Below are 13,207 nucleotides of genomic sequence, written 5' to 3'. Positions count from 1 at the left end.
GTAAGCGGCAGATTATATCGTTTGCCCGGTCAGGCAGTGCGCCGCCGGGAACGCTGTTACTTACGGGTGAGCTTTTCCAGATCGGCTTCGATTTCGCTGATCTTGTTGGTGACCACACTTTCCAGATGGCGTAAGTCGTCGAGGATTTTACGCTTGAGATCGATTTCAGTGCGATCGCGCTGACAGATCTGATCCAGTTCATCGATGACGTAGCGCAGGTTCGGACTGATCTCCTGGACCTCTTTGTAGCCCTGGCCGACGCCGTCGGCGACGACGGTTTTGCGCTGACGCGGGTATTTGAACTTCACGCTCTTGGCGAAGAATTCGCCTTTGTCTTTCTGAAAATAGATTTTCAGGATGTCGTTGTTAGCTTCCTGCCGCAGGCTATAGCGATCGATTTCATCAGGGTTGGTAATGCCAAGACTTTTCAGATTATCGTACATAACGGTACCTTTGATAGCATCATAACCATTGAATAATTAACGAAAAAATCCATTTTCGCCAGCATCAAATATAAAAAAAGCGGGATATCTCCCGCTTTTTATTTGCTTTAGTCGATGGTGCGCAGCAGTTCGTTAATGCCGACTTTGCCGCGGGTTTTGGCATCGACTTTCTTAACGATTACCGCGCAGTACAGGCTGTATTTACCATCTTTCGACGGCAGGTTGCCTGACACGACCACCGAGCCAGCCGGTACGCGGCCGTAGAAGACTTCACCGGTTTCGCGATCGTAGATTTTGGTGCTCTGACCCAGGTAGACGCCCATGGAGATCACGGAGCCTTCTTCAACAATCACCCCTTCAACCACTTCAGAGCGCGCGCCGATAAAGCAGTTGTCTTCGATGATGGTCGGGTTCGCCTGCAGCGGCTCCAGTACGCCACCGATGCCGACACCGCCGGACAGGTGAACGTTTTTACCGATCTGCGCGCAGGAGCCGACGGTAGCCCAGGTGTCAACCATGGTGCCTTCGTCAACGTAGGCGCCGATGTTAACGTAGGACGGCATCAGCACGGTGTTGCGGGCGATGAATGCGCCCTGGCGCACCGCTGCCGGCGGCACCACACGGAAACCTTCTTTCTGGAAACGCGCTTCGTCGTAGTCAGCGAATTTCATCGGTACTTTATCGAAGTAGCGGCTTTCCGCACCATCGATAACCTGGTTATCGTTAATACGGAAAGAGAGCAGTACCGCTTTCTTCAGCCATTGATGCGTCACCCACTGACCATCGATCTTCTCAGCGACGCGCAGCGCGCCGGAATCCAGAAGGGCGATAACCTGGTTTACCGCTTCGCGGGTCACGGTATCCACATTGGCCGGCGTGATGTCGGCGCGACGCTCGAAGGCGGACTCAATAACGTTCTGTAACTGCTGCATTGTTTCTTTCCATTCACTAAAAAAAATACGTCACCCTTTATCGTTTGGATTGAGGGCCTCTGTCAACCGTTGTTGCACTTCTTGTTGTAGCTCATTATTAAGGCCACGCCGGTCGGCGGTGGCGATTATAAATAAATCTTCTACTCGCTCACCAATTGTCGTAATTCGCGCCCCGTGAAGCGAAATACCGAGGTCGGCGAACACCTGTCCGACGCGGGCGAGCAGCCCAGGCTGATCGAGCGCAATCAGCTCCAGAAACGATTTTCGGTCGGTGTGTGTTGGCAGAAAATTCACCTCGGTCGGCACAGAGAAGTGACGCAGTTTTGCCGCCTGGCGACGCGGGGCCGGAGGCTCCCAGCTGCGCTGAGTTATCGTCTGTTCAAGACCGTGGCGAATCGCGTCGTGGCGATCAGCGGAAAGCGGGCTGCCGTCGGGTTCGAGGACAATAAAGGTATCCATCGCCATGCCGTCGCGGGTGGTGAAGATCTGCGCGTCATGGACGCTGAGGTTGCGGCGGTCCAGCTCGCCGCACACCGCGGCAAACAGATAAGGGCGATCCGGGCTCCAGATGAAAATCTCCGTACCGCCGCGGGTGGCCTGAGAGCTCAGCAGGATCATCGGCTTATTCAGATCGTGGCGCAGCAGGTTGCGGGCGTGCCAGGCGAGCTGCGTCGGCGTATGCCGCACGAAATAGTTGGCGCGGCAGCGGTTCCAGATCTGATGCAGCGCCTCTTCATTAATATTGTCCATCCGCAGCAGGGCCAGCGCCTGCAGCTGATGATGACGCACCCGTTCGCGCATATCCGGGGTGCTTTGCATGCCGCGACGCAGCTGCTTCTCGGTAGCGAAATAGAGTTCGCGCAGCAGGCTCTGCTTCCAGCTGTTCCACAGCGTTTCGTTGGTGGCGCAGATATCGGCGACGGTCAGGCACACCAGATAGCGCAGGCGATTTTCCGTTTGCACTTCCTCGGCGAACTGCTTAATCACCTCCGGATCCTGAATGTCGCGCCGTTGGGCGGTGACCGACATCAGCAGATGGTGACGCACCAGCCAGGCGACCAGCTGCGTTTCGCGGGAGTTTAGCCCATGTAGCTCGGCAAACTTCAGCACATCCTGCGCGCCGAGGATCGAGTGGTCGCCGCCACGCCCTTTCGCAATGTCGTGGAACAGGGCGGCGATTAAAATCAGCTCCGGGTGCGTTAAGCGCGGCCACAACTCCACGCACAGCGGGTGGCGGCTGCGGGTTTCTTCTTTGGCAAAGCTCTCCAGCTTCAGCATCACGCGGATGGTGTGTTCATCGACGGTGTAGGCGTGAAACAGATCAAACTGCATCTGGCCGACGATATGTGACCACTGCGGCATATAGGCCCACAGCACGCTGTGGCGATGCATCGGCAGCAGTCCGCGGCTTACCGCCCCCTGATGGCGTAGCATGCTGAGAAAGAGCGTACGCGCCTCCGGGATATAGCACAGCGGCTGGGTCAGATGGCGCCGGGCATGGCGCAGATGGCGCAACGTCGTGGAGTAGATGCCGGTGATGGTGCTGTTGCGTACCATCATATAAAACATGCGCAGAATGGCCTGCGGTTCGCGAATAAACAGCGTGTCGTCACGCAGATCAATAAGGGTGCCGCGCAGCTGGAAGTCATCGTCTATCGGGCGCGGTTTTTCATCCTCGGTCAGGGCGAGAATAGCCTCTTCAAACAGCTGAAGCAGCATCTGGTTCAGCTCGCTCACCCGGCGGGTGACGCGGAAGAAGTCCTTCATCATATGCTCAATCGGCTGGTTGCCGTCGCCTTCGTAGCCGAGCCGGCGGGCGACGCTGAGCTGACGGTCGAAAAGCAGGCGGTTGTCATAGCGCGTGAGCTCGAGATGCAGCGCGAAACGGATGCGCCACAGCTGGTGCAGGCACTCGTTGAGCTCATTGCGCTCGGCTTCGGTCAGAAAGCCGAAGCCGACCATCTCATCCATCGAGGTGGCGCCAAAATGGCGGCGAGCTACCCACTGTAGCGTATGGATGTCGCGCAGGCCGCCGGGGCTGCTTTTCACGTCCGGCTCCAGGTTATAGCTGGTGCCGTGATAGCGTTGATGACGGACGTTCTGTTCTTCGACCTTGGCGGCGAAGAACTTTTCCGATGGCCAGAAGCCGTCGCTAAAAATATGTTTTTGTAGCTCAAGGAACAGCGCGACGTCGCCGATCAGCAGGCGCGATTCAATCAAGTTAGTGGCGACGGTGAGATCCGAGAGGCCTTCGAGCAGACACTCTTCGAGGGTACGTACGCTGTGGCCCACCTCCAGCTTGACGTCCCACAGCAGCGTCAGCAGTTCGCCGACCTTTTGCGCCTGGTCGTCCGGCAGCTTTTTGCGGCTGAGGATCAGCAGGTCGACGTCAGAGAGCGGATGCAGCTCGCCGCGGCCATAGCCGCCGACGGCGACCAGCGCCAGATCGCAGACGGATTCAAAGCCGCAGGCGATCCACAACCGCTGCAGCAGCTGGTCGATAAATTCGGTGCGCGCCGCAATGAGCTGCTCCGCGGCGATGCCGGAGTCAAACGCCTCGCCCAGCCAGTGCTGGAAGGTATCGATGTGCGCCTTAATTGCAGCACAGTTCAGATCGCCCTGCGGCCAGCTCACCGGATGTTCCGGCGGGACGGGCAGAAGAGGGGAGGCTGTGTCAGGTAATGAGTTGCTCATCGCGTCACCATAAGAAGAAACTATCTAATAAAAAAGCCGGCGGGCGCCGGCTTTTCATCATTCATCGTGCGAGATTATCGCCGGGATGGTGTCATCCTTGCGTAGCGTCAGAATTTCGCAGCCGTTGTCTGTCACCACAATAGTATGCTCGTACTGCGCAGACAAGCTCCGGTCTTTAGTTTTCACCGTCCAGCCGTCTTTCATGCTGCGGATCTCTTTTTTACCGGCGTTGACCATCGGCTCGATGGTGAAGGTCATGCCGGGTTTAAGCACAACGTTGGTTTCTGGTGAGTCGTAGTGCAGCACCTGCGGCTCTTCATGGAAGCCGCGGCCGATACCGTGGCCACAGTATTCGCGCACCACGGAAAAACCTTCGGCTTCAACGTATTTCTGGATCGCCGCGCCGATGGTGCGCAGGTTGATCCCCGGCTTCACCATTTTCAGCGCCAGATACAGGCTTTCCTGAGTGATGCGGCACAGGCGCTCACCGAGAATCGTCGGTTTACCGACGATAAACATTTTGGAGGTGTCGCCATGGAAATCATCTTTAATGACCGTCACGTCGATGTTAACGATATCGCCATCTTTCAGCAGTTTGCCGTCGTCAGGAATACCGTGGCAGACCACTTCGTTGACGGAAATGCAGACGGATTTCGGATAGCCGTGATAGCCGAGGCAGGCGGAAATGGCCTTCTGCTCGTTAACGATATAGTCGTTACAGATGCGGTCCAGTTCGCCGGTGCTGACGCCCGGTTTAACCCAGGGTTCGATCATTTCCAGCACTTCAGCGGCCAGGCGGCCGGCAACGCGCATTTTTTCAATGTCTTCAGATGTCTTGATAGAGATAGCCATGGAGTATGTCCAGCAGTGTCGATATTTTCGACAATAATAGAGTAAGTCCTGCCAATGGTAACAGTCCGGGCAGGCTGGTGCCAAATTGAGAATCATTAACAGCACGTGACGTCAACAAGAGTTGGTGTCTGGATTGATTTTGTGGTATAAAGCGCGCCGGACTTCCGTTCCATCTCAGATACACAAGGATGGACGTAAGCGACATACTCATATTGTGTAAATAACACACACGTATCGGCACATATTCCGGGGTGCCCTTCGGGGTCGGTAATATGGGATACGTGGAGGCATAACCCCAATTTAATCTATAGAGGTTTTAAACATGGCAACTGTTTCCATGCGCGACATGCTCAAGGCTGGTGTTCACTTTGGTCACCAGACCCGTTACTGGAACCCGAAAATGAAGCCTTTCATCTTCGGCGCGCGTAACAAAGTTCACATCATCAACCTTGAGAAAACGGTACCGATGTTCAACGAAGCTCTGGCTGAGCTGAACAAAATCTCTGCCCGTAAAGGCAAGATCCTGTTCGTTGGTACTAAGCGCGCTGCAAGCGAAGCGGTAAAAGAAGCTGCTAACAGCTGCGACCAGTTCTTCGTGAACCATCGCTGGCTGGGCGGTATGCTGACTAACTGGAAAACCGTTCGTCAGTCCATCAAACGTCTGAAAGACCTGGAAACTCAGTCCCAGGACGGTACTTTCGAGAAGCTGACCAAGAAAGAAGCGCTGATGCGCACTCGTGAGCTGGACAAGCTGGAAAACAGCCTGGGCGGTATCAAAGACATGGGCGGCCTGCCGGACGCACTGTTCGTTATCGACGCTGACCACGAGCACATCGCTATCAAAGAAGCAAACAACCTGGGTATCCCGGTATTTGCTATCGTTGATACCAACTCTGATCCGGACGGCGTAGACTTCGTTATCCCGGGTAACGACGATGCAATCCGCGCAGTGACCCTGTACCTGGGCGCTGTTGCTGCTACCGTTCGTGAAGGTCGCTCTCAGGACCTGGCTTCTCAGGCGGAAGAAAGCTTCGTAGAAGCTGAATAATAAGGTTTAAGCCCTTATTAGTACCGTGTATGAATAGGGGCCCATTACAGGCCCCTTTTTTCAATTTACGCTGTTTGGCCGCTGGCCGGGCAGTATCCACATCTCCCGAGGATTTTAGAATGGCTGAAATTACCGCTTCCCTGGTAAAAGAGCTGCGCGAACGTACTGGCGCAGGCATGATGGATTGCAAAAAAGCGCTGACTGAAGCGAATGGCGACATCGAGCTGGCAATCGAAAACATGCGTAAATCCGGCGCGATCAAAGCGGCGAAGAAAGCAGGCAACGTGGCTGCTGACGGCGTGATCAAAACCAAAATCGAAGGCAACTACGGTTACATTCTGGAAGTTAACTGCCAGACTGACTTCGTTGCTAAAGATGGTGGTTTCCAGGCATTTGCTGACAAAGTACTGGACGCAGCTGTTGCTGGTAAAATCTCCGACGTTGAAGTTCTGAAAGCGCAGTTCGAAGAAGAACGTGTTGCGCTGGTTGCTAAAATCGGTGAGAACATCAACATCCGTCGTATCGCTGTTCTGGAAGGCGACGTTCTGGGTAGCTACCAGCACGGTGCGCGCATCGGCGTTCTGGTTGCCGCTAAAGGCGCTGACGCAGAGCTGGTTAAGCAGCTGGCAATGCACGTTGCAGCAAGCAAGCCGGAATTCGTTAAGCCGGAAGACGTGTCTGCTGAAGTCGTAGAAAAAGAGTACCAGGTTCAGCTGGACATCGCGATGCAGTCTGGTAAGCCGAAAGAAATCGCAGAGAAAATGGTTGAAGGCCGCATGAAGAAATTCACCGGCGAAGTTTCTCTGACGGGTCAGCCTTTCGTTATGGAGCCGAGCAAATCTGTTGGTCAGCTGCTGAAAGAGCATAATGCTGACGTGACTGGCTTCATCCGCTTTGAAGTGGGCGAAGGCATCGAGAAAGTTGAGACTGACTTTGCAGCAGAAGTTGCTGCGATGTCCAAGCAGTCTTAATTTTTACAAGGAGCCGCCTGAGGGCGGCTTCTTTTTGCGCCCATTTTGTAAATTCAGCCAACTGCGTATAGTGACCGCGCTGAAATGCGACATACAATGTCGCCAGAATTCTCATATCTCATTCGTTGACAGTCTCAGGAAAGAAACATGGCTACCAATGCAAAACCCGTCTACAAACGTATTCTGCTGAAATTAAGTGGCGAAGCGCTGCAGGGCTCAGAAGGCTTCGGTATTGATGCAAGCATACTTGACCGCATGGCTCAGGAGATCAAAGAGCTGGTTGAGCTGGGTATTCAGGTTGGCGTAGTAATTGGTGGCGGTAACCTGTTCCGTGGTGCTGGTCTGGCGAAAGCGGGTATGAACCGCGTTGTGGGCGACCACATGGGCATGCTGGCAACGGTCATGAACGGCCTCGCAATGCGTGATGCGCTCCACCGCGCCTATGTGAACGCTCGTCTGATGTCCGCCATCCCGCTGAACGGCGTGTGCGACAACTACAGCTGGGCAGAGGCGATCAGCCTGCTGCGCAACAACCGCGTGGTGATCCTCTCCGCGGGTACCGGCAACCCGTTCTTTACCACCGACTCCGCAGCCTGCCTGCGTGGTATTGAAATTGAAGCCGACGTGGTGCTGAAAGCGACCAAGGTTGACGGTGTGTTTACCGCGGATCCGGCAAAAGATCCTTCTGCCACCATGTACGATCAGCTGACCTACAGCGAAGTGCTGGATAAAGAGCTGAAAGTCATGGATCTGGCGGCCTTCACCCTGGCGCGTGACCACAAATTGCCGATTCGCGTCTTCAACATGAACAAACCTGGCGCCCTGCGTCGCGTGGTCATGGGCGAAAAAGAAGGCACATTGATCACGGAATAATTCCCGTCAGCGCCAAATCCGGGTAATATTCCGCTTTACTTTCGCGGGGATATTGCCCGGTGATTTTCATTAAATCTGACTATACTTAGCTCATTTTCCGACGGGTGTCCCGTCTGGTCTGACTGAGACAAGCTTTCAAGGATTCGTAACGTGATTAGCGATATCAGAAAAGATGCTGAAATCCGCATGGAAAAATGCGTTGAAGCATTCAAAAACCAAATCAGCAAAATTCGCACGGGTCGTGCTTCTCCGAGCCTGCTGGACGGGATTATTGTTGAATACTACGGTACCCCGACCCCGCTGCGCCAGCTGGCCAGCGTTACGGTAGAAGACTCCCGTACGCTGAAAATCAACGTCTTTGACCGCTCCATGAGCCCGGCCGTTGAAAAAGCAATCATGGCGTCCGACCTCGGTTTGAACCCAAGCTCTGCCGGCAGCGATATTCGTGTTCCGCTGCCGCCGCTGACCGAAGAACGTCGTAAAGATCTGACCAAGATCGTGCGTGGCGAAGCGGAGCAGGCGCGTGTCGCCGTGCGTAACGTTCGCCGTGATGCGAACGACAAAGTTAAAGCTCTGCTCAAAGAGAAAGAGATCAGCGAAGATGACGATCGCCGTTCTCAGGACGACGTGCAGAAAATGACTGACGCCGCCATCAAGAAAGTTGACGCGGCGCTGGCAGATAAAGAAGCGGAACTGATGCAGTTCTGATGCTCTGCTGTTGCTCGGGCCGACACTTCCTGGCCTGAGTAAAATCTGAAACGCCGTACAGAAGACTGTACGCTCAATTCTCGGGATTGCGTTGAGACGGCTGGCCTTGTAGCCTTTAGCGCTAAGTTGAAGGCCTGATGCCGCCGTCTTATCCCCGATAGTTGTCGCGTAGGGGCTTGCTGGCGGCGTTTTGCTTTTTATTCTGTTTCCTTTCTTCTGGACGTCTCATGAAGCAATTAACCGTTCTCGGTTCGACCGGATCCATTGGCTGTAGCACGCTGGACGTGGTACGCCATAACCCTGGTTGCTTTTCCGTCGCCGCGCTGGTCGCGGGGAAAAACGTTGACCGCATGGTTGAACAATGCCTGGAATTTACCCCTCGCTTCGCGGTGATGGATGATGCGCAAAGCGCTGAGCGGTTGCGCACCCGTCTGCATGAGCATGGCTGCCGTACCGAGGTGTTGAGCGGCCAGCAGGCGGCAGCTGAGGTCGCGGCGCTGGATGAAGTCGATCAGGTGATGGCGGCTATCGTCGGCGCGGCGGGACTGGTGCCGACGCTGGCGGCGATCCGCGCCGGGAAAACGGTGTTGTTGGCGAATAAAGAATCGCTGGTGACCTGCGGTCGCTTGTTCATGGAGGCCGTTCAGCGGTCGGGGGCGCGATTGCTGCCGGTCGATAGCGAACATAACGCTATTTTTCAGAGTATGCCGGAGACAATTCAACAGCATCTGGGATACGCTGACCTCACCCAGAATGGCGTTTCGTCGATTCTGTTGACCGGTTCAGGAGGCCCTTTCCGCGAGACGGACGTGGCTGAACTGTCGGCGATGACCCCGGATCAGGCCTGCCGCCATCCAAACTGGTCAATGGGACGTAAGATCTCCGTCGACTCAGCCACGATGATGAACAAAGGTCTGGAGTATATTGAAGCGCGCTGGCTGTTCAATGCCTCGGCGCAGCAGATGGAAGTGCTGATCCACCCGCAGTCGGTGATCCACTCGATGGTTCGCTATCAGGACGGCAGCGTGCTGGCCCAGCTTGGGGAGCCGGATATGCGCACGCCGATTGCCCATACCATGGGCTGGCCACAGCGCCTGACCTCCGGGGCCAAACCGCTGGACTTCTGCCAGCTGAGCAACCTGAGCTTCTCCGCGCCGGACTACACTCGGTATCCTTGCCTGAAGCTGGCGATGGACGCGTTTGATGTCGGCCAGGCGGCCACTACGGCGCTGAATGCGGCCAATGAAGAGTCGGTTGCCGCGTTTCTGCATGGCGATATCCGCTTTACCGATATTGCGGCGGTGAATCTGGCGGTGCTGGATAAGATGAACCTGCAGGAGCCGCAAAGCATTGATGACGTTCTGGTTATCGACGCTGACGCTCGTGCGGTAGCTCACCAGCAGCTGAAGCGTTTGGGCGCGCAGGCGTAACGCGGTGGTATTTGTGGGCGAAAGGCTTCGGTGATATAGTCTGCGCCACCCGATCGTTGCATTTTGTTGTTAAAGATTACGGTGGCCGTGGCAAAACACGGCTTTTTTGCGTAAAGCTTTTGGTTGTTCTCTGCGATTGGCTGCAGCCCCGGCATCGGATAAAAATGCGTATCCAGCGCGGCCCGGTGGCCTCTGTTTGGTGGCTAGTTAATCCTTATTATGGACTTAAAACGCGTGATGTTGTCTGCTAATCAAACTGTCAGCGAAATATCGCCAACACATGGCTGCCGTCATGTCGCCATTATTATGGATGGCAACGGCCGTTGGGCGAAACGGCAAGGTAAAATTCGCGCTTTCGGGCACAAGGCCGGTGCGAAATCCGTGCGTCGTGCGGTCTCCTTTGCGGCGAATAATGGAATTGAGGCGTTAACGTTATACGCGTTCAGCAGCGAAAACTGGAATCGTCCGGCTCAGGAAGTCAGCGCGCTGATGGAACTGTTCGTCTGGGCGCTGGATAGCGAAGTCAAAAGTCTGCACCGACACAATGTGCGTTTGCGGGTGATTGGCGACACCACGCGCTTCAATGCACGCCTGCAGGAACGCATCCGCAAAGCGGAAGCGTTGACCGCAAACAATACCGGCTTAACGCTGAACATTGCGGCAAATTACGGTGGTCGCTGGGATATTACCCAGGGCGTTCGTCTGCTGGCCAAACAAGTGCAGGACGGGACGCTGCTGCCTGAAGAGATCACGGAAGAGATGCTGAGTCAGCAGGTCTGCATGCATGAACTGGCTCCCGTTGATTTAGTTATTAGGACCGGGGGAGAGCACCGAATAAGTAACTTTTTGATTTGGCAAATTGCCTATGCCGAACTTTACTTTACGGATGTTCTTTGGCCCGATTTTGCTGAACAGGACTTTGAAGGTGCACTCCATGCCTTTGTTAATCGAGAGCGTCGTTTCGGCGGCACTGAGCCGGGTGGCAGTCATGCCTGATGGGGGTCACTTTTGCTGAAGTATCGCCTGATATCTGCTTTCGTCTTAATTCCCGTCGTCATTGCGGCGCTGTTCTTATTGCCGCCGATGGGGTTTGCTATCGTGACCCTCGTGGTCTGTATGCTCGCCGCGTGGGAGTGGGGGCAACTGAGCGGTTTCAACTCAACGTCGCAGCGGGTCTGGCTGGCGGTGCTGTGCGGCCTTCTGCTGGCTGCCATGCTTTTTCTGCTGCCTGAATACCATTATGACGTTCATCAACCGATGGTCGAAGGTTCACTATGGGCCTCGTTCGCCTGGTGGATCGTCGCCCTGTTACTGGTGTTATCGTACCCGGCGTCGGCGGCATTCTGGCGCCATTCCAAAGTGCTGCGCCTTATCTTCGGCATATTGACCATCGTCCCGTTTTTCTGGGGCATGTTGGCGCTGCGCGCCTGGCACTATACCGATAATCACTATAGCGGCGCGGTGTGGCTGCTGTACGTCATGATCCTGGTCTGGGGTGCCGACTCGGGCGCCTACATGTTTGGCAAAATGTTCGGCAAGCATAAGCTGGCGCCGAAGGTTTCACCGGGAAAAACCTGGCAGGGTTTTTTTGGCGGTTTGCTGACGGCGGCCGTGATCTCCTGGGCTTACGGGGTGTGGGCGCATCTTGACGTCACGCCGACGGTGCTACTGGTCTGTTCCGTGGTGGCGGCCCTGGCTTCCGTGCTGGGCGACCTGACGGAAAGTATGTTTAAGCGCGAGGCCGGCATTAAGGATAGCGGGCACTTGATTCCCGGACACGGCGGTATTCTCGATCGTATCGACAGCCTGACGGCGGCGGTACCGGTCTTCGCCTGTTTGCTACTGTTGGTCTTCAGGACGATTTGACGGAAGGTTATATGCTGAGCGTGCTCTGGAATCTGGCAGCTTTTATCATTGCGCTTGGCGTACTGATTACGGTGCATGAGTTTGGCCATTTTTGGGTGGCGCGCCGCTGCGGCATCCGGGTTGAGCGTTTTTCTATTGGCTTTGGCAAAGCGCTGTGGCGGCGGATGGATAAGCAGGGCACGGAGTTCGTCATTGCTTTGATCCCGCTGGGCGGCTACGTCAAGATGCTGGACGAGCGCGTCGAGGCGGTAGCGCCGGAGATGCGCCACTACGCTTTCAACAATAAAACCGTCGGCCAGCGTGCGGCGGTGATTGCCGCAGGCCCCATCGCTAACTTCCTTTTCGCAATCTTTGCCTACTGGCTGGTCTTTATCATCGGCGTTCCCGGCGTGCGGCCGGTGGTGGGTGAAATAACGCCCAATTCGGTTGCCGCGCAAGCACAAATTGCAAAAGGAACGGAACTTAAAGCGATAGATGGTATCGAAACGCCTGATTGGGATGCGGTGCGTATGCAGCTGGTGGCCAAAATCGGCAACTCGCAAACAATACTTACCGTCGCCCCTTTCGGGACCAATCAGCGCCAGGATAAAATCGTCGATCTGCGGCACTGGGCGTTTGAGCCAGACAAGCAAGATCCCGTGACCTCGCTGGGGATCCAGCCGCGCAGCGCGCAGATTGATACGGTGCTGGCGGAAGTCCAGGCGGGCTCGGCGGCCCAGAAAGCGGGTTTGCAAGCGGGCGACCGGATCGTTAAAGTCGATGGTCAACCGTTAACGCAGTGGATGACGTTTGTTAATCTGGTGCGAGATAATCCGGGCAAAGCGCTGGCGCTGGAGATTGAACGGCAGGGGAGTGCGCTGCCGTTAACCCTGACGCCGGATGCGAAAACGGTAAAAGGTAAGGCAGAAGGGTTCGCAGGGGTGGTGCCAAAGGTCATCCCGCTACCTGAGGAATACAAGACAGTACGTCAGTACGGACCGTTTGCCGCCATCGCTGAAGCCACGGATAAAACCTGGCAGCTGATGTCACTGACGGTCAGGATGCTGGGTAAATTGATAACCGGTGATGTCAAACTGAACAACCTCAGTGGGCCGATCTCTATCGCTCAGGGGGCTGGAATGTCAGCGGAGTTTGGGTTGATTTATTATCTGATGTTCCTTGCGCTGATTAGCGTGAACCTCGGAATCATCAACCTGTTCCCACTGCCCGTACTGGATGGGGGACATCTGCTGTTTTTAGCGATCGAAAAGCTGAAGGGCGGGCCGGTATCCGAGCGAGTTCAAGACTTTAGTTATCGCATTGGCTCAATACTGCTGGTGCTGTTAATGGGGCTTGCACTTTTCAATGATTTCTCTCGGTTATAAGAGAGTTTGTTAGGAAGAACGCATAA

12 protein-coding genes are annotated in these 13,207 nt (G+C 55.3%); 8 read left to right on the top strand and 4 right to left on the bottom strand.

The window, feature by feature from the left end; genetic code table 11:
• Positions 1-56 precede the first annotated feature (56 nt).
• From CWM57_RS20850 to map, 4 genes are all read right to left on the bottom strand, one after another.
• Positions 57-443 carry a DUF3461 family protein gene (locus CWM57_RS20850; RefSeq protein ID WP_002889292.1) on the bottom strand — a complete coding sequence of 129 codons (387 nt, stop codon included), beginning with the start codon at positions 441-443 and terminating at the stop codon, positions 57-59.
• 107 nt (positions 444-550) lie between these two features.
• Positions 551-1,375: a 2,3,4,5-tetrahydropyridine-2,6-dicarboxylate N-succinyltransferase gene (dapD, locus tag CWM57_RS20845; RefSeq protein ID WP_002889295.1), complete on the bottom strand. Its 825-nt coding sequence runs from the start codon at positions 1,373-1,375 to the stop codon at positions 551-553.
• A 30-nt stretch (positions 1,376-1,405) separates the two neighbouring features.
• Positions 1,406-4,069, bottom strand: coding sequence for a bifunctional uridylyltransferase/uridylyl-removing protein GlnD (gene glnD, locus CWM57_RS20840; protein WP_074386830.1), 2,664 nt, complete (start codon positions 4,067-4,069; stop codon positions 1,406-1,408).
• Positions 4,070-4,126: 57 nt separating this feature from the next.
• On the bottom strand, positions 4,127-4,921 hold the full coding sequence (map, locus tag CWM57_RS20835) for a type I methionyl aminopeptidase (RefSeq protein WP_004204446.1): 795 nt from the start codon (positions 4,919-4,921) through the stop codon (positions 4,127-4,129).
• Positions 4,922-5,243: 322 nt separating this feature from the next.
• On the opposite strand from map, the gene rpsB reads away from it, so the two are divergent.
• The 8 genes from rpsB to rseP all read left to right on the top strand — a co-directional run bounded on the left by rpsB (position 5,244) and on the right by rseP (position 13,181).
• On the top strand, positions 5,244-5,969 hold the full coding sequence (gene rpsB / locus CWM57_RS20830) for a 30S ribosomal protein S2 (protein WP_061155705.1): 726 nt from the start codon (positions 5,244-5,246) through the stop codon (positions 5,967-5,969).
• Positions 5,970-6,088: 119 nt separating this feature from the next.
• Positions 6,089-6,940 (top strand): translation elongation factor Ts, encoded by an 852-nt coding sequence (tsf, locus tag CWM57_RS20825; protein ID WP_100676322.1) that lies wholly within the window; start codon positions 6,089-6,091, stop codon positions 6,938-6,940.
• 147 nt (positions 6,941-7,087) lie between these two features.
• On the top strand, positions 7,088-7,813 hold the full coding sequence (gene pyrH, locus CWM57_RS20820) for a UMP kinase (protein WP_004098747.1): 726 nt from the start codon (positions 7,088-7,090) through the stop codon (positions 7,811-7,813).
• 150 nt (positions 7,814-7,963) lie between these two features.
• Complete coding sequence (frr, locus tag CWM57_RS20815) at positions 7,964-8,521, top strand: ribosome recycling factor (protein ID WP_061155704.1); 558 nt, start codon at positions 7,964-7,966, stop codon at positions 8,519-8,521.
• Between the two features lie 227 nt (positions 8,522-8,748).
• The gene (gene ispC, locus CWM57_RS20810; protein ID WP_074386829.1) at positions 8,749-9,951 is read left to right on the top strand and encodes a 1-deoxy-D-xylulose-5-phosphate reductoisomerase; all 1,203 of its coding nucleotides are present in this window, start codon (positions 8,749-8,751) and stop codon (positions 9,949-9,951) included.
• Between the two features lie 237 nt (positions 9,952-10,188).
• On the top strand, positions 10,189-10,947 hold the full coding sequence (gene ispU / locus CWM57_RS20800; protein ID WP_012968905.1) for a (2E,6E)-farnesyl-diphosphate-specific ditrans,polycis-undecaprenyl-diphosphate synthase: 759 nt from the start codon (positions 10,189-10,191) through the stop codon (positions 10,945-10,947).
• 12 nt (positions 10,948-10,959) lie between these two features.
• Positions 10,960-11,817, top strand: coding sequence for a phosphatidate cytidylyltransferase (gene cdsA, locus CWM57_RS20795; protein WP_061155702.1), 858 nt, complete (start codon positions 10,960-10,962; stop codon positions 11,815-11,817).
• An 11-nt stretch (positions 11,818-11,828) separates the two neighbouring features.
• On the top strand, positions 11,829-13,181 hold the full coding sequence (gene rseP / locus CWM57_RS20790; RefSeq protein ID WP_061155701.1) for a sigma E protease regulator RseP: 1,353 nt from the start codon (positions 11,829-11,831) through the stop codon (positions 13,179-13,181).
• The last annotated feature ends 26 nt before the right edge of the window (positions 13,182-13,207 follow it).

This window comes from Klebsiella sp. G-Nf4 (assembly GCF_002810615.1).
GTDB lineage: Bacteria > Pseudomonadota > Gammaproteobacteria > Enterobacterales > Enterobacteriaceae > Klebsiella > Klebsiella variicola.
This window is presented reverse-complemented; position numbering and strand designations above follow the sequence as displayed.